The 16,515-nt window shown below is 70.8% G+C and carries 13 protein-coding genes and 1 tRNA gene; 2 read left to right on the forward strand and 12 right to left on the reverse strand.

Annotation, left to right across the window (positions count from 1 at the left end):
• Positions 1-6: 6 nt before the first annotated feature.
• From LRF89_RS05270 to leuS, 11 genes are read right to left on the reverse strand one after another with little or no spacing between them, the layout of a single operon-like run.
• Entirely contained in the window at positions 7-867 is an 861-nt protein-coding gene (locus LRF89_RS05270; protein ID WP_201172726.1) for a carbon-nitrogen hydrolase family protein, read from the reverse strand.
• Positions 851-4,264, reverse strand: coding sequence for a YhdP family phospholipid transporter (locus LRF89_RS05275; protein ID WP_238635066.1), 3,414 nt, complete (start codon positions 4,262-4,264; stop codon positions 851-853). The genes LRF89_RS05270 and LRF89_RS05275 overlap by 17 nt, the downstream gene beginning before the upstream one ends.
• Before the next feature lie 21 nt (positions 4,265-4,285).
• The gene (rng, locus tag LRF89_RS05280) at positions 4,286-5,734 is read right to left on the reverse strand and encodes a ribonuclease G (protein ID WP_201172738.1); all 1,449 of its coding nucleotides are present in this window, start codon (positions 5,732-5,734) and stop codon (positions 4,286-4,288) included.
• 7 nt (positions 5,735-5,741) lie between these two features.
• A complete protein-coding gene (locus tag LRF89_RS05285) occupies positions 5,742-6,323 on the reverse strand; it encodes a Maf family protein (RefSeq protein ID WP_201172741.1) in 582 nt (193 codons plus the stop codon).
• 25 nt (positions 6,324-6,348) lie between these two features.
• Positions 6,349-6,813, reverse strand: a complete 465-nt coding sequence (gene rlmH / locus LRF89_RS05290) for a 23S rRNA (pseudouridine(1915)-N(3))-methyltransferase RlmH (protein ID WP_201172744.1) — start codon at positions 6,811-6,813, stop codon at positions 6,349-6,351.
• Entirely contained in the window at positions 6,789-7,142 is a 354-nt protein-coding gene (rsfS, locus tag LRF89_RS05295; protein ID WP_201172753.1) for a ribosome silencing factor, read from the reverse strand. Before rsfS ends, rlmH begins: the two co-directional genes overlap by 25 nt.
• A gap of 9 nt (positions 7,143-7,151) precedes the next feature.
• Entirely contained in the window at positions 7,152-7,808 is a 657-nt protein-coding gene (gene nadD, locus LRF89_RS05300; RefSeq protein ID WP_238636694.1) for a nicotinate-nucleotide adenylyltransferase, read from the reverse strand.
• A 19-nt stretch (positions 7,809-7,827) separates the two neighbouring features.
• Positions 7,828-9,102 (reverse strand): glutamate-5-semialdehyde dehydrogenase, encoded by a 1,275-nt coding sequence (locus LRF89_RS05305; RefSeq protein WP_201172757.1) that lies wholly within the window; start codon positions 9,100-9,102, stop codon positions 7,828-7,830.
• A 49-nt stretch (positions 9,103-9,151) separates the two neighbouring features.
• Complete coding sequence (gene holA, locus LRF89_RS05310) at positions 9,152-10,156, reverse strand: DNA polymerase III subunit delta (RefSeq protein WP_201172759.1); 1,005 nt, start codon at positions 10,154-10,156, stop codon at positions 9,152-9,154.
• Entirely contained in the window at positions 10,156-10,677 is a 522-nt protein-coding gene (locus LRF89_RS05315; RefSeq protein WP_201172762.1) for an LPS-assembly lipoprotein LptE, read from the reverse strand. Before LRF89_RS05315 ends, holA begins: the two co-directional genes overlap by 1 nt.
• Positions 10,678-10,703: 26 nt before the next feature.
• Positions 10,704-13,157: a leucine--tRNA ligase gene (gene leuS / locus LRF89_RS05320; RefSeq protein ID WP_201172772.1), complete on the reverse strand. Its 2,454-nt coding sequence runs from the start codon at positions 13,155-13,157 to the stop codon at positions 10,704-10,706.
• 194 nt (positions 13,158-13,351) lie between these two features.
• On the opposite strand from leuS, the gene LRF89_RS05325 reads away from it, so the two are divergent.
• Positions 13,352-13,891, forward strand: a complete 540-nt coding sequence (locus tag LRF89_RS05325; protein ID WP_201172774.1) for a zinc ribbon-containing protein — start codon at positions 13,352-13,354, stop codon at positions 13,889-13,891.
• A gap of 110 nt (positions 13,892-14,001) precedes the next feature.
• On the opposite strand, the gene LRF89_RS05330 is transcribed toward LRF89_RS05325, so the two are convergent.
• Positions 14,002-14,076, reverse strand: a tRNA-Gly gene (locus LRF89_RS05330).
• Positions 14,077-14,290: 214 nt separating this feature from the next.
• Between LRF89_RS05330 and LRF89_RS05335 the strand changes: the two genes are divergently transcribed.
• Positions 14,291-16,327: a hybrid sensor histidine kinase/response regulator gene (locus LRF89_RS05335; protein ID WP_238635069.1), complete on the forward strand. Its 2,037-nt coding sequence runs from the start codon at positions 14,291-14,293 to the stop codon at positions 16,325-16,327.
• The last annotated feature ends 188 nt before the right edge of the window (positions 16,328-16,515 follow it).

Here is a 16,515-nt window from a genome sequence, read left to right on the forward strand (position 1 = left end):
GGTCACCTACAACTTGCGGTGAAGGAGGGCCGGGAAACGCTCCCGGATCTCGTGCAGGCGGCTCAGGCTCACCTCCACGGTGATCACCCCGGCGCCGCGTTCCAGGCTCTTCATGACGCGCCCCCACGGGTCGACGATCATGCTCTCACCGTGGGTCTCACGGCCATTGACGTGGTAGCCGCCCTGATCCGACGCCACCACGTAGCAGAGATTCTCGATGGCCCGGGCACGGACCAGCACGCTCCAGTGCGCCTCGCCGGTCACGGCGGTGAAGGCCGATGGAACCGCTAGGATCTCTGCCCCCTGGGCGGCCAGCTCGCGGAATAGCTCCGGGAAGCGCAGGTCGTAGCAGACTGCCACGCCGAGCCGCCCGAGCGGCGTCTCCACCACCAACGGGGTCTCCCCGGGCTGCTGGGTGTTCGATTCCCGATAGGCCTCGCCTGGAGCCACCTCTACATCGAATAGATGAATCTTATCGTAGCAGGCCAGGCGGCTGCCATCGGGACCGTAGACCGTCGCCGCCGGCCGGATGCGCTCAGGAGTCGCGCCCTGCAGCGGGATGGTGCCGCCGACCAGCACGATTCGGTGGCGACGGGCCTGCTCGGCTAGGAACGCCTGGATGGGACCGTTGCCCTCGGCCTCGGCGTGCTTGAGCTTGTCGGTGTCCTGGTAGCCCATGATGGCGAAGTTCTCGGGCAGGACCACCAGCTCGGCCCCGGCCTCGGCGGCCTCGCCGATGAGCCGTTCGGCCTCCTGGAGGTTGGCCTCGACGTGGGGGCCCGAGGCCATCTGCACCGCCGCCAGGTTGTGACGCCGGGACTGGCCGTTCTCGGAGAGCCCTCGGGCTCGATTAGCGCTGTGTTGCATCCTCGACTCCAAGCCTGATGACGCGGGGCTCGTGCCACGGCCCCGCCACGCGATAGCGCACCGCCGCTGCCCGGTCCACCCCCTCGCCCAGCAGTTGATCGGCCAGGAAACCGCCGGCAGCCCCCACCCCGCCGCCGAGCAGCGCCCCGAGTAGCGGCAACGTCGCCCCGAGGCGCGGCTCGACAACGACATGATTATCGTAGACACGCTGCGCCAGATTCATGTTCCCCGATATGGTAACGCGCGCCGCCGGTCCGGCGATGCGCAGATCATCGACGTGGGCGTAGCCACCGGCAGCGGTCACCCGGCCGCTGATGCGATCGAAGGCAAAACCCTGCCCGGAGAGGTCGGCGAAGTCGAGCAGGATCCGCCTCGGCAGCATACGCAGCCCCAGCAGCCCCACCACGCGCCCGGCGCCCGGATCCACGTCGGTGATGCGCCCGTCGTTCATGCGCACCCGCACCGCGCCCACCAGATCGGCCAGCTCCACCCCCCACGGAGCCTGGGGCCAGCCGAGCTCGGCGGAGATGTCGACGTCCGCCACTGTCACCGCCCGCGGTGCCTGCAGCAATCCGAGCAGATCCCCCACATCGCCGCTGCGCAGCCGGCCCCGCAGTGCCGTTCCGGTGGGCCGCCACTCCCCGCTGGTCACCAGGTGCAGCGTGGGCCCGCGGATACTGGCTTCATCCATGTACAGCACCTCGCCGCGGGGGCGCAGCCGGACTCGACCGGCACCGGCCACGCGGCCGGCGAGACGCACACTGGCCACGTCGATATCCACCTCGGGCCAAGCCGCCGCGCCGGGCCCGGCCATGCGGGGACGGGGGTCAGCCAGGTCCGGCCCGGCATCCGGGGCAGCCTGCGGCACCGGCAGATCCAGGTGATCCAGGTCGGCCCGGACCCGCCGCAACGCCTCGTCCCAGGTGACCTGACCGCTGATCAGATCGCCGCGCAGGGCCAGCTGCCCGGGCTGATCGGCATACCACTCCGCCGCCAGCGTCTGGTCGCCGTACCCCCGTGCGCCGACGGTCAGATCGCCGACGCGCAAGTGGCCACGCAGCGGCAGCGGCGGCCGCCAGGCCGCGCCCTGCGCACCCAGACCGGACAGACCGTCGCCGGCCTGCCCGATCAGCCAGCGCCGCCAGGCATCGAGGTCCAGCTCGTCGATCCGGCCCTCGACGACACTCCCGCGGGTCGGCAACCTCAACGCACCGGGGCCGAAGCGCAGGGCCAGCGACCGCGGCAGGCCGTCTTCGCCCGCCGCCGCCCCGGCGCGCATCAGCTCCTCACCGTAGCTCAGCCAGTACGACTCGAGCCCCCCGGCCGAGAAGCCCAAGTCCGCCTGCACGTGGCGGCGCTCGTCGCGCTCGACCCCGAACGGTGCCGGCAGGGCCATCTGCGTGCCTGCGAGGCTCGAGCGCACCCGCAGGCTCATCTCCGGCCTCTGGAGGTGCGGCTGGAAGGCTGGCAGGCGGGCACGGACCGACCACGGGGCGGCACCGCTCAGCCAGGCCGGATCCTCGGCCAGCCCCTCGAGCAGGCTCGCTGGCGTGCCATGACCGGCGGCGTCGAGGAGGATGCGCGACCGCCCTTCCACGGTGGCGGTACGCACCCCAATCGACAGCGGTTCGCCGCCCCAGCGGCCGGTCAGCTCCCCGGCGCTGCGTATGCCGGCGGCATCGAAGCTCAGGGCACCGGTCAGTGCCTGGGCATGCACCCAGCGATCGATGCCCGCATCGACCCCGTGGAGCTGCACCCGGCCGTCGAGCAGGACCGTCTCGGGGTGAACCATCTCCAGGGGCACGGCCAGATCCAGGTCGAGGGCCATCGGGCCGCTGGCGTACAGCGGCACCGGATCGCCGAGCCACTCGCGCCCCAGCGGAGAGCCGGCGAGGAAGCCCAGACCACCACCGGCATCGCCCTCGCCTCGACCGCGCACGGTGAGGATGGGCTCGCGCAGATCGTGGATACCCACCGCCACGTCGCGCAGTTCCACCCCGTTGGTGTACCCGCGACCGGTGATGGCCATGCTGGCGTTATGGAAGCGCAGGTCGGCGTGGATGCCGGTCAGCCGCGGCCAACCGCGGTCGTAACGCAACTGGCCACCGCGCACCCCGGCACGGACGTCGAAGACACCGTCACCGGCGTCGAAGGGGAAGCGGTCGGGACGGCCGAAGAAGAGCAGCTCGGCACCGTGGGCGGTGCCGCCGAGCAGGCCGTCCTCCAGCCACTCGACCACCTCCGGTGGCGTGACCCCGGCCGGCACGTAGGCGGGCACCCGCTCGATGGGGATTTCATCGGCGCTGGCGCGCAAGAACAACCGCGGGGTGTCACCATCGCCGCCGGTGAGCGACCCGCGCCCGCTGGCGCGGGTATCGGCGTTCTCGACAAACACCCGCGGCAGCTCGACGGACCAGCGCCCGTCGGGCTGCCAGCTACCGCCGAGCACTGCCCGGGCCCGGCCCACGGCGACATCCTCCCGGAACAACCAGGGCAGCTCGAGCGCCGTCTCGGCCGCGGCCAGTTCAGCGGTCCAGTCCCGCCCGGCAAAGCGCGCCTCGGCGGCCAGGTTGTCGACTCCCGGCGCCGGCCGCCGCGGCTCCATGCCCAGGTCACGACCGCGCAGATTGCCGTGGAGAGCATCGGCCCGGCCGTCGGCCAGCTCCAGCCAGAGCCGACCGTCGAGGATCCCGGAGGCACGCGTATCGGTCAGGACGGCTGCCCAGGGAGCCACGGCGACCCCGTCAAACGCCGCATAAACGGTCGCCGCGGCGGGCGCCTGCAAGGGCAACCGGGCGGCCAGCTGCAGCCCCCGGCCCGGCCCAGCCTCGTCCCCGGCGCTGCGCAGGCCGAACTCCAGCGCCTCGGCGTCGCGGCGTCCGGCCAGCTCGAAACGGACACGCTCCCCGGCCGTACCCCGGCGGGGGATCAGCTCCACGGCGGCATCGCGCAACGCCACACGCCGCGGGACCGCCCGCAGGTCCAGCGCCGCCGCCCCTTGCTGCACCCCGTCCCCCAGCCCCGGCACGGACCAGCCATGCCGGTCCGCCTCCACGGTGACGCGCAACCCCGCCGCCGACACGGCGGCCCACCGGAGCGCGCCGGCACGCAGGCTCTCCAGCGGCGCAGGGGTCAGCGTGGTCCGCTCCAGGGTGATCGGCGCCTCGTCCCCGACCCGCACACCGGTCAGCTCGATCCCCGGCCACAGGCCGCGCCAGACCAGATCAGCACTGTCCACGGCCACCGGCGCCCCGAGGGCCTCGGCAGCCAACCGTTCCACCGGCGCGTTCAAGTTGGGGGCCAGCCAGACGGCCAGACGCAGTGCTGCAGCGCCGAACAGCGCCGCCAGCAGCACCAGGCGCAGGCCGCGCAGCACGCGCGGGCCGAAGCGGCGCATCAGGGCAACCATAACGACGGATTATACGGGAATGACGTCGTACTGGTCGGCCACGTAGAGGGACTCGACCTGCAGCTCGATGGGTCGCTCGATGAACTCCTCAAGCTGCGCCAGGCTGGTGGATTCCTCGTCGAGTAGCACCTCAACGACCGACGGCGCGGCCAGCACGATCACCCGCTGCGACTCGAACTGGCGCACCTCGCGCAGGATCTCGCGGAAGATCTCGTAGACCACCGTTTCGGCGCTCTTCACCGTACCCCGGCCACCGCAGGTCGGACACGGCTCGCAGGTCACCTGCTCGAGGCTCTCCCGCGTCCGCTTGCGGGTCATCTCCACCAGCCCCAGCGAGGAGACGGCACCGATCTGCGTCTTGGCGTGATCCCGCTCGAGGGCCTTTTCCAGGGCACGCAGAACCTGGCGGCGGTGCTCGGCGTCGGTCATGTCGATGAAGTCGACGATGATGATGCCGCCGAGGTTGCGCAGGCGCAGCTGCCGGGCGATGGCCTGGGCGGCCTCCAGGTTGGTCTTGAAGATGGTCTCATCGACGTTGCGATTGCCGACGAAACCACCGGTGTTCACATCGATGGTGGTCATCGCCTCGGTCTGATCGATGATCAGATGCCCGCCGGACTTGAGATCCACACGGCGCGACAGAGCGCGCTCGATCTCCTCTTCAACCCCGTAGAGATCGAAGATCGGCCGCTCGCCGGCGTAAAGCTCCACCCGCTCGGCAACATGGGGCAGCAGGTCCTTGCAGAAGTCACGCAGGCGAAGGTAACCCTCGCGGGAGTCCACCCGAACCCGCTCCAAGTCCCGGGTGGCCAGATCCCGCAGGGCACGCAGCAGCAGGGGCAGATCCTCGTGGACCAGGGTCCCGGGCTGCGCCTCGCCGGCGCGCCGGCGGATGCTCTCCCAGAGCCGCACGAGGAAGTCGTGGTCGGCGCTCAGCGCCTCGTCCGCGGCCCCCTCGGCCGCGGTGCGGAAGATCAGCCCGGCCTCCCCGCGCTCGGCGTCGAACCCCTGAGCCACCGCACGCAGCCGCTCGCGCTCGGCCTCCTCCTCGATCCGCGCCGAAATGCCCACGCCCGCGGAGTGCGGGGTCAGGACCAGGTAGCGCGAGGGCACGGTGATCTGCGTGGTGAGCCGGGCCCCCTTGTTGCCGATCGGGTCCTTGATGACCTGCACCAGCAGCGCCTGCTGCTCGCGCAGCAGCCGGTCGATGGGGGGTGGGGGTCCGCCGGATTCGCGCTGCAGATCCGAGACGTGCAGGAAGGCGGTGCGCTCCAGCCCGGCATCCACGAAGGCTGCCTGCATACCGGGCAGCACGCGGCGCACCTGGCCCAGGTAGATGTTGCCCACCAGCCCGCGGCGGCGGGCCCGCTCCAGGTGGACCTCCTGAAGGACGCCGTTCTCGACCAGGGCCACCCGCGTCTCGCGGGGGGTGAGGTTGATGAGGATCTCCTGGCTCACGCGCCCCCTACCAGCGCTCGCGCCAGGGGATCTCGAGCTTGTCGAGCAGCAGCGTGGTCTCGTAGAGCGGCAGCCCCATGACCCCGGTGTAACTACCCTCCAGGTGTTCGACGAAGACCCCGCCCCGGCCCTGGATGGCGTAGGCCCCCGCCTTGTCCACCGGCTCGCCGCTGGCCCAGTAGCGGGCCCGCTCCTCGGCGGTGATCTCGCGCAGGGTCACCTGGCTGACCGACAGCCGGGTGGCCTCGCGATCGTCGACCAGCGCCACCCCGGTCACCACCCGGTGGGTCTGCCCCGACAGGCGCTCGAGCATACCGTGGGCGTCGGCCTCGCTGGCGGGCTTGCCAAGGATCTCACCGTCGAGGACCACCGCGGTATCCGCGCCGAGCGCCGGCGCCTTTTGCTCAGCAGCGGCGTAGCCGCGCCGGGCCTTCTCCAGGGCCATGCGCAGGACGAACATCTCGGCGCCCTCACCGGGCTCCGGGGTTTCGTCGACGGCGACCGGCAGCGTGTGATACCCGATACCAATGCGCTCGAGCAATTCGCGCCGGCGGGGCGACCCGGATGCGAGGATGATGTAAGGCTCCATTTCCCTAGACCTTGTGGCGGTGCGCTCAGGTTCGATGATACGGATGCCCGCTGAGCAGCGTCCAGGCGCGGTAGACCTGCTCGGCGACCAGCACCCGCACCAGCATGTGCGGAAGGGTCAGCGGCGACAGCGACCAACAGGCATCGGCGCGCTCGCGGACCGCCTCACTCAGCCCGTCGGCGCCGCCGATGACGAAGGCTGCCTCGCCACCCTCGTGGCTCCAGCGCTCCAGGCTGCGCGCCCACTGCCGGGTGTCGCGGGGCTTGCCGGCCTCGTCCAGGGCCACGCAGACCGCCCGCGACGGCAGCGCCCGGAGTAGCCGCTCGCCCTCGCGCTCGCGGGCGTGGGGGTCGTCGTTGCCGCGCCCGCCGGCACTGACCTCGTGCAGTTCCAGACGCCACCCCCTGCCCAGGCGCCGGGCGTAGTCCTCGAAACCGTCCCGCACCCAGCGCGGCGGCTTCTGGCCTACTGCGACGAGGTGGAGGCGCACGCCTCGTCCATCTCCCACATGCGCTCAAGCCGGTAGAAATCGCGGCTCTCCCGGGTCATGACGTGGACCACGGCATCACCCAGGTCGATCAGCACCCACTCCGAGTTCGGCTCGTCGCCCTCCACGCCCAGCGGCGTCAGCCCGCTGGCCTTGGCGTCGTCGACCAGGCTGCGCGCCACCGCGTGCACGTGGCGACGGGAGGTGCCAGTGGTGACCACGATCAGGTCGGTCACCGGCGTGCGCCCGCGGACATCAATGGCCACCGTGTCCAGGGCCTTGATCCCGTCGAGGGACTCGCGGATCCGTTGCTCCAGCTCTTCCACCACCATGACGACCTCTTACAACTGCGGATAGCCGTACCAGCCCGCCTCGACCACCCGCTGCCGCACCGCCTCGGGCAGCAGATAGCGCACGGACCGACCCACGGCCAGGAAACGGCGGATCCCCGTGGCGGAGATATCCACCGGTGTCACCGCCTGGAACAGGATGCGCCCGGCCGGGCTATGACGCAGGCCCGCCGGCTCTTCGGTGACGCGGTCGGCCACTTCCTCGGCAAGTGCTTCGGGCAGCGCGCCGCGCACGCCGGGCCGCTCAGTGACCACGACGTGGGCACGCTCGAACAGCAGCCGCCAGCGCGACCAGCCCGGCAGGCCCAGGAACGTGTCGTAGCCAAGGATCAGACAAAGCGAGACCCCGCCCAGCTCGGCTCGGAGCTCGGCCAGCGTGTCGACGGTGTAGGAGGGGCCGTCGCGATGGAGCTCGCGCTCATCGACACAGGCGCTGGGATTGCCCGCCACGGCCCGGCGCACCAGCTCCGCCCGCTGCTCCGGCCCGACCCGCGGGCGAGCGCGGTGGGGCGGGATGCGCGCCGGGATCAGGCGCAGCTCGGAGAGTTGTACCGCCTCGCGGACCTCCTCAGCCGGGCGCAGGTGACCGTAGTGGATCGGGTCGAACGTGCCACCAAGCAGGCCAATGGTGCGCAGCGGTTGTCTCACGCGGCGACTCACCTCGCTGTCAGCTGCGGACGTGGCCGTCACCAAGGACGATCCACTTCTCGGTGGTCAGCCCTTCCAGCCCCACCGGGCCGCGGGCGTGGAGCTTGTCGGTGCTGATCCCGATCTCGGCACCGAGGCCGTACTCCTGACCGTCGGCGAAACGGGTCGAGGCATTGACCATCACCGAGCTGGAATCCACCTCGCGGAGGAAGCGCTGGGCCAGCGGATAACTCTCGGTGACGATGGCCTCGGTATGCCCGGAGCTATAGCGCTCGATGTGCGCCACGGCCTCTTCGAAACCGTCCACCACTCGCACCGAGAGGGTCGGCCCCAGGTATTCGGTAGCCCAGTCCGCTTCCGTGGCAGGTACAGCCTCGGCGAGCCGGTCCCGGGTGCGCTGGCAGCCGCGCACCTCGATCCCGGCCTCGCGCAACTGGCGGCCGATCTCCGGGAGGACGCGCCCGGCGGCGGCCTCGTCCACCAGCAGCGTCTCCATCGTGTTGCAGGTGCCCAGGCGCTGCGTCTTGGCATTGACGGCGATGGCCACTGCCTTGTCGGTATCGGCCGCCCCGTCGATGTAGACGTGACAGACCCCATCGAGGTGCTTGATCACCGGCACCCGCGCCTCGCGCGCGATGCGCTCGACCAGGCCCTTGCCGCCGCGCGGGACGATCACGTCCACCGACTCGGGCATCTGGATCAGGGCGCCGACGGCATCCCGATCCGTGGTCGCGACCACCTGGACGCCGTCGCCGGGCAGCCCGGCATCTTCCAGCCCGGCGCGGATCTGCTCGGCGATGGCCCGATTGGAACGGATCGCCTCGGAGCCGCCGCGCAGGATGGTGGCGTTGCCCGACTTGATGCACAGCCCGGCGGCATCGGCGGTGACGTTGGGACGAGACTCGTAGATGATGCCGATCACCCCGATGGGCATGCGCATGCGGCCGACCTGGATCCCCGAGGGCCGCGCGGAGAGTTCGCGCACCGCGCCAACCGGGTCCGGCAGCCCGGCGATCTCGCGCAACCCGTCGGCCATACCCTGGATGCGCCCCGGGGTCAGCTCCATGCGGTCGATCAGGGCCGGATCGAGCCCGGCCTCGCGGGCAGCGTCCAGGTCCGCGGCGTTGGCCGCGGCGATGGCCTCGGCACCCGCCTCGATGCGGGCGGCAATGGCTGCCAGGGCGCTGTTACGCGCCCCGGTGCCGGAACGTGCCAGGGCACGCCCGGCCGCCCGGGCCTGCTGCCCGACCCGCCGGATGGTCTCGGTGATGTCGCTCGACTGCTCTGCACTCATCGGGTTTGCTCAAATGGCCTCGATCAGGAACAGGGTGTACCTTCCGGCACTATTTTGCCATGGCACGCGCCAGGCGAGAGACCAGGGCCCGCAGCTGCTCCCACGGCTCCCCCGGCGGGAGCCCCTTGATCGCCCGATCCACCCGGTGGCAGCGCTGCAGCAACTGCCGCCAGGTGGCCACCGGGCGCCGGCGGGCGGCATTGCGCAACCGCGCGGCCCGGCGCTTCCAGATCCGCTCGCGCTGCAGCACGCCCTCGTCGGCGCCGGCCGCCAGCCGTGCCGCCACACGGATATCCCGGGCCAGGGCCCAGAGGATCAGCGGAGGCTGCACGCCCTCCTCCTCCAGCGCGGCCAGAACGCGCAGCGCCCGCGTCCACTCCCCGTCCAGGGCAGCGTCGGCCAGATCGTCCACGGTATAGCGGGCGCTGTCGGCCAGGGCCCCGGCGGCCGTCTCGACATCCACACCGCCCCCGCTGCCGACGAGCAGGCGCAGCTTCTCCACCGCCTGGTCCGCAGCCAGCAGGTTGCCCTCGGAGCGCTCGGCGATGAGCGCCGCCGCCTCGGGGTCCGCCTGCAGCCCGGCGCGGCGCAGCCGCTCGGCCACCCAGCGCGGCATGTCGCGGCCCGGCACCGGCCAGCAGTAGACAAAGATGCCGGCCCCGGCCAGCGCCCGCGCCCACGCCGCCTCCCGGGCCGAACGCTCCAGGCGGCCACTGGTCACCAGCAAGACGGTGTCCTCCGGGGCGTCGCGGCAGTAGGACTTGAGGGCCTCGGCCCCGTCGCGCCCGGGCTTGCCGCCGGGCATGCGCACCTCCAGGAGGCGGCGATCGCCGAACAGCGACAGGCTGCCCGCAGCCTCGGTCAGCCGCCCCCAGTCGAACCCGGCATCGACATCGAGCACCTCGCGCTCGGCGTGCCCGGCCTCGCGGGCCGCACGGCGCACGGCGTCGGCGGCTTCGCGCTGGAGCAGCGGCTCCTCCCCGGCGATGAAGCAGACCCGGGGCAGCACCCCGCGCTCGAGCTGGCGATGCAGGGTCTCCGGCCGCTCGGCCATCAGCGCAGAGCCTGGAGCCGCAGCATCAGCAAGCGCACGGCGTCGGCTCGCAGCTCCTCCTCCAACTCCGCCTCGCGGGCCCGGCGCTCGTCGGCCCCGCCGTCCGGATCGGCAAAGGTGCGCTGGGCATCCAACGAGGTGCGCTGGATTCGCGTCTCGCCCTCGGCATCGACCACGCTGTAGTCGATGGTGTAGGTCAGCCGGTAGTCGAGCACATCACCGCCGGCCCCGACCGAGGCGGTGTCGCGGCTGCTGCCCCGACCGTGCAGGGTCAGCACCCACTCGGCACCGGCGGCGCTCTCGGTGTACTGCCCGCCGCCCCCCTCGATGGCGCGGCGCACCTCGCGGCGCAGCTCGCTGCTACCCGCCTCGTCCACCACCTGAATGACCCGGTCGTCCAGCGAGATCCCGCCCGGGGCGCCACGCAGCTGCCAGCCGCAGGCGCTCAGCGCCAGGGCCAGTACTGCCACGCCCAGCAGCCCGACCACCCCCTGGGACCGGTTCCGCCACGATAATCGCATCCGCACCCCCTGGCGGCGGAAGGCCGCTACTTGGCCACCACGTTGATGAGCTTGCCGGGGACGAAGACCACCTTCCTGATCTCCTTGTCGGCCACGAAGCGCTGCACGTTGTGCTCGGCCAGCGCCGCCTCCCGGGCCTGCTGCTCATCGGCGTCGGCGGGCAGGGTGACGTGGCCGCGAAGCTTGCCGTTAACCTGGACCACCAGCTCCACCTCGTCACGGACCAGCGCCTGCTCGTCCGCCTCGGGCCAGGCGGCCTCGACCACCGGGGCCGTATGGCCGAGCTCGAACCACAGGTGGTGGCAAAGGTGCGGGGTGATCGGCGCCAGGATCAGCACGGCTGCCTCCAGCCCCTCCTGCATCACCGCACGGCCAGCGTCGCTGTCGTCCCCGGCCTTGCCCAAGGCGTTGCACAGCTCCATCACCGCCGCGATGGCGGTATTGAAGGTGAAGCGCTTGCCGATGTCATCGGAGGCCTTGGCGATGGTCTCGTGAACCTTGCGCCGCAAATCGCGCTGGGGGTCGCTGAGCGCCTGCGGATCCAGCGCCGGCGCCGAACCGCGTGCGACGTGATCGCGCACCAGGCCATGGAGGCGGCGCAGGAAGCGGTAAGCGCCCTCGACCCCGGAATCCGACCACTCCAGGGACTGATCCGGCGGCGCCGCGAACATGGTGAACAGGCGCACGGTATCGGCGCCGAAACGTTCGACGAGCTCTTGGGGGTCGACGGTATTGCCCTTGGACTTGGACATCTTGGTCCCGTCCTTGAGCACCATGCCCTGGGTGAGCAGCCGGGTAAACGGCTCATCGGAGCTGACCAGCCCCTCGTCGCGCAGCACCTTGTGGTAGAAACGCGCGTAAAGCAGATGCAGAACGGCGTGCTCGATCCCACCGATGTACTGATCCACCGGGGCCCAGTGGTCCGCCCGCTCGTCGAGCATGGCGCTGTCCTGATCGGCGCAGGCGAAGCGGGCGAAGTACCAGGACGACTCCATGAAGGTGTCGAAGGTGTCCGTCTCACGCTGCGCCGCACCGCCACACTCGGGGCAGGTGGTCTCGTAGAACGACGGCATGGACTTGATCGGCGAGCCGCTACCGCTGATCGCCACGTCCTCGGGCAGCGTCACCGGCAGCTGATCGTCGGGAACGGGGACCGGGCCACAGTCGGCACAGTGGATCATGGGGATCGGGGCGCCCCAGTAGCGCTGCCGCGACACACCCCAGTCGCGCAGGCGGTACTGCACCCGACGCTGGCCCCGCCCCTCGCCCTCGAGGCGCTCGGCGATGGCCACGAAGGCGCGATCAGAGGGCATGCCGCTGAACGGGCCGGAGTCGGCCAACACGCCGTAGTCGCTGAAGGCACCGGCGGAGATGTCCAGCTCGCTGCCGTCGGCCGGGTGCACGACGGGCCGGATGGGCAGCCCATAGGCGCTGGCGAACTCCCAGTCACGCTGATCGTGGGCGGGCACCGCCATGACCGCGCCGGACCCGTACTCCATGAGCACGAAGTTGGCAACCCAGACCGGGATCCGCTCACCGGTGAGCGGATGCACGGCCTCGAGCCCGGTGTCGGCGCCGCGCTTCTCGCGGGTGGCCAGATCGGCCTCCGCCGTGCCGCCCGAGCGGGCTTCGTCAACCAGCTCGGCGATGGCCGGGTTGCCCTCGGACAGCTCCAGGCTGATCGGATGCTCCGGCGCCAGGCCCATATAGGTGACCCCGTAGAGGGTGTCCGGGCGCGTGGTAAAGACGGTCAGCTGCTCGTCGCGACCGGCCAGATCGAAACTCAGCTCGACGCCCTCGGAACGGCCAATCCAGTTGCGCTGCATATTGCGCACCTGCTCGGGCCACCCTTCGAGCTCATCGAGCGCCTCGAGCAGCTCGTCGGCGTAGTCGGTGATACGCAGGAACCACTGCGGGATCTCGCGCCGCTCGACCAGGGCCCCGGAGCGCCAGCCCCGCCCCTCGATCACCTGCTCGTTGGCGAGCACGGTCTGATCCACCGGGTCCCAGTTCACCGCCGCGGTATCGCGGTAGACCAGCCCCTTGCGGTAGAGCCGCGTGAACAGCCACTGCTCCCAGCGGTAGTAGTCGGGATCGCAAGTGGCCAGCTCGCGGGACCAGTCGTACCCAAAGCCGAGCCCCTTGAGCTGCTCGCGCATGGCGGCGATGTTCTCGCGGGTCCACGCTGCCGGTGGCACCCCGCGCTCCATGGCGGCGTTCTCGGCGGGCAGTCCGAAGGCGTCCCAGCCCATGGGCTGGAGGACGTTGTAGCCCTGCATGCGCTTATACCGGCTGACCACGTCGCCGATGGTGTAGTTGCGTACGTGGCCCATGTGCAGCCGTCCGCTGGGGTACGGGAACATCGACAGGCAGTAGTACTTGGGGCGTCCGGTGTCCTCGCGCGCCCTGAAGGTCTGCTGCTGCTCCCAGTAGGCCTGGGCCTCGGCTTCGATCTCTTTCGGTCGGTACTGGTTGTCCATCGGTGTCTGTCGCTTTCCCGGGCAGGTGAGCCGTGCAGGATAACGGAGCCACGTCCCGGGGTTCTAGTTGCGCGGCCCCCGGATCCGCCGGGCAGGCTCGCATCCGGCAAGCAATCTGCACATCGGTCGGCGTTGCTAGTACCTTGGTACCCAGTACCCGAGGTGCGATGGCATCGACCCGACACGGAGGCCGCATGAGCAAAAAGTCCGACCCGGAACACCAGGCGGGCCACCTGCCCACCAGCTACGAGCGCATGCTCACCCGCCTGCGCGAGCGCTTCGCCAGCTGCGAGGATGGCGGCCCGCGCCTGGCCCAAGCCCTGGAGGAGGTCAAGCGAGCCATGGTCGCCGACGGCGAACTGCCCCGCGCCGACGCCGACCGGGTGGGCGACGCCCTGCAGCGCGACCTGGAGGAGGCGGGCGCCTGGCTGGCCGACCGCAGCCACGACCACCCGCTGCGCGACTGGCTGCGCATGGACCTACAGATGCTGGAGAGCTGGCTGTGGGACGCCTTTTCCTCGGTGGCCGACCGCACCAGCATGGAACTGCGCGGATTCGTAACCACCGGCGAGCCCAGCCTCTACCACACCGACGAGATCGCCGGCCCCGGCGAACTGGCGTGCATCGCCTGCGGGCGCACCATCACGCTGCAGCGCCCCGGCCACATCCCGCCGTGCCCGGGCTGCGAGCACACCGAGTTTGTACGCACGGCACACCGCGACGCAGAGCGGTAATGTGTTGACGGACAAGACGCGGAGGTGGCCCGTGGCGAGGGACGGGCCACTCGGACTCGGCGCGATTCACTGCGCCATGAAGCAGGAAACAACGGAAAAGGGAGGGGAGATGGAGCGGGTGATGGGATTCGAACCCACGACCCCAACCTTGGCAAGGTTGTGCTCTACCACTGAGCTACACCCGCTGTGTCGTTACGGGTGCGCATTCTACAGGCATCGCCGCCGGCGTCAACCCCCTTGTTTCTGCAGGCAATGGCGAGGGCCGGGGCTCGCGTGCCACGGCCACTTGAAACCCCGCCCCGAAGCGGGTAATGCTGAGCAGAACTGGACCCGGGGCCTGGAAGCCGTATCGGCCCGTGCTCCCCGTCCAAGCCGAACCGGCCGCCCCAGGGAGGCGCCATGAAGTCCGCCCCGATTCCCGATGACGAACACATCCGGCTGGCGGCACTGTACAGCTACCGCATCCTCGACACCGAGGCCGAGGCGGCCTTCGATCGCTGTGTCCGCACCCTCTGCCGAATCTACGACGTACCCATCGCCGCGGTCTCCTTCGTCGACCGCGACCGGCAGTGGTTCAAGTCGGCCCGCGGCCTAGAAGACTGCGAAACCCCCCGCTCCATCTCGTTCTGCGGTCACGTCATCGCGGAAGGGGGGCTGCTGGTGGTCGAGGACGCGCGCACCGATCCGCGCTTCCACGACAATCCGCTCGTCACCGGCCCTCCCGGCATCCGCTTCTACGCGGGTGCCCCACTGGTCACGCCCGCCGGGCAACCCGTCGGGGTCCTCTGCATCCAGGACCGCGAACCGCGCACGATCAGCAAGGAGGAGCTGATCCCGCTGGAGGATCTGGCCGATCTGCTCATCGCGCAGCTCGAGCTGCGTCACCGCGAGAACGAGCAGCGGCTGCGCCGGCAGCTGGAGCACCGGCAGCGCGAGCTCGAAGCCATCTTCCAGGCGGCCACCTCGGTCAGCCTGATCAAGACGGACCTGGAGGGGATCATCGAGGAGACGAGCACCGGCACCGAGGCGCTCTTCGGGTATGCCCGCCACGAGTTGGTCGGCCGGCCGGTCTCGCTGGTCCACCTCCCCGAGGACCGCTTCCACCCGGAGGCCATCATCGAGCACCTCCGCCACGATTCCACCCCGGTGCGCCGCGAGATGGAGCTGCTGCGCAGCGACGGCACCACCTTCCCGGCGGTCTTCTCGGTCCACCCGATCACCGATAGCGACAACAACCTCATCGCCACCCTGAGCGTGACCTTCGACATCAGCGATCAGAAGTGGGTGGAGCAGCAGCTGGAGCAGGCCCTGCGCGCCAAGAGCGACTTCCTGAACGCCATCAGCCACGATCTGCGCACCCCGCTGAACGCGCTGATGGGGTTCTCCCAGCTGCTCGCCGAGACGGACCTCACGGCGGAGGAGCGCAGGCGCTACGCCGAATACTGCCAGCGCGGCGGCGAACGACTGCACGGGCTGATCGACTCGCTGCTGGAGCTCAGCCAGCTGCAGAGTGGCCGCCTACAGGCGCATACCGAACCGCTGGACCTCCCCTCGCTGATCGAGGGGCAATGCGCCCTCTATCGGCCGACCGCGCGAGCGAAGGGCATCGATCTGATCTGCCGAGTCGATGCCGGGCTCCCGCGCTGGGTGCGGGGCGACCGGACGCGACTGGAACAGGCGCTCTCCAACCTCATCGATAACGCCGTCAAGTACACCACGGCCGGCGGGGTCACCGTGACGGCCCGCCCCGAGGGCGAACAGCTGGCCTTTGCCATCGAGGACACCGGCCCCGGCATTCCCGCGGCGACGCGAGACCAAGTTTTCGCGGCCTTCGATCGGGGCGACTACGAAGGCGAGCAACCGGGGCACGGGCTCGGGCTGGCCATTACCCGGGAAGTCGCGCAGATGATCGGCGGCGACCTCCACCTGCACAGCGTCGAAGGCCGGGGATCGACCTTCACCCTGACCACCCCGCTGGAGGCGCTGGACGACCGGCGCGCCTCCCGGGCGCAGCGCCCGCCGACAGAGACGACGGAGCGCCCCCCGCCCGGTCTACGCATCCTGGTCGCCGAGGACGAACCGACCAACGCCATGCTGGCGCAGACCCTTCTGGAACGGATGGAGGCCCGGGTCACCGTAGTCGAGGACGGCGCGAGCGCGCTGCGCACCTGGCGCCAACACCCCTTCGACCTCCTCCTGCTCGACCTGCAGATGCCCGGTCTCGACGGCCTGCGGCTGACGCGGGCAATCCGCGACGAGGAGGCCGAGGGCCGGGACGCGCCCCCGGTCCCGATCGCCCTTTTCACGGCCCACGCGCGCAGCGAGGTGGAGCAGCAGGGCTTCGAGGCCGGTTGCGACGAATTCCTCACCAAGCCGGCCCGCCGGTCCGATCTCGAGGCACTGCTGGTGCGCCTGGCGCCCCGGGACCCTCCCTGACCGGCTGCACGCCCGCACCGGAGCACCGCTGGCGGCCCCGCCAGGCACGGCCGCCAGCGGCAGACCCTCGGCGTCGAGCCTGGTCTCCCCCCCGCACGGACCGAGGAGCCAGGCCCAGGGATGGTCAACGGATGCCCACCCGCCCATCACGCGGTAGAATCAGGGGTATCGCGACCGTAACCCTACGG

This window comes from Halorhodospira sp. 9621 (assembly GCF_022228055.1).
Taxonomy (GTDB): Bacteria; Pseudomonadota; Gammaproteobacteria; order Nitrococcales; family Halorhodospiraceae; genus Halorhodospira; species Halorhodospira halophila_A.

Bases quoted from the DNA above. Each gene is read 5' to 3' on its own strand.
- LRF89_RS05315 (WP_201172762.1), bottom strand. From the start codon at position 10,677: ATGCGATTATCGTGGCGGAACCGGTCCCAGGGGGTGGTCGGGCTGCTG.
- leuS (WP_201172772.1), bottom strand. From the start codon at position 13,157: ATGGACAACCAGTACCGACCGAAAGAGATCGAAGCCGAGGCCCAGGCC.
- rsfS (WP_201172753.1), bottom strand. From the start codon at position 7,142: ATGGTGGTGGAAGAGCTGGAGCAACGGATCCGCGAGTCCCTCGACGGG.
- LRF89_RS05270 (WP_201172726.1), bottom strand. From the start codon at position 867: ATGCAACACAGCGCTAATCGAGCCCGAGGGCTCTCCGAGAACGGCCAG.
- LRF89_RS05275 (WP_238635066.1), bottom strand. From the start codon at position 4,264: ATGCGCCGCTTCGGCCCGCGCGTGCTGCGCGGCCTGCGCCTGGTGCTG.
- LRF89_RS05305 (WP_201172757.1), bottom strand. From the start codon at position 9,102: ATGAGTGCAGAGCAGTCGAGCGACATCACCGAGACCATCCGGCGGGTC.
- holA (WP_201172759.1), bottom strand. From the start codon at position 10,156: ATGGCCGAGCGGCCGGAGACCCTGCATCGCCAGCTCGAGCGCGGGGTG.
- LRF89_RS05285 (WP_201172741.1), bottom strand. From the start codon at position 6,323: ATGGAGCCTTACATCATCCTCGCATCCGGGTCGCCCCGCCGGCGCGAA.
- LRF89_RS05335 (WP_238635069.1), top strand. From the start codon at position 14,291: ATGAAGTCCGCCCCGATTCCCGATGACGAACACATCCGGCTGGCGGCA.
- LRF89_RS05325 (WP_201172774.1), top strand. From the start codon at position 13,352: ATGAGCAAAAAGTCCGACCCGGAACACCAGGCGGGCCACCTGCCCACC.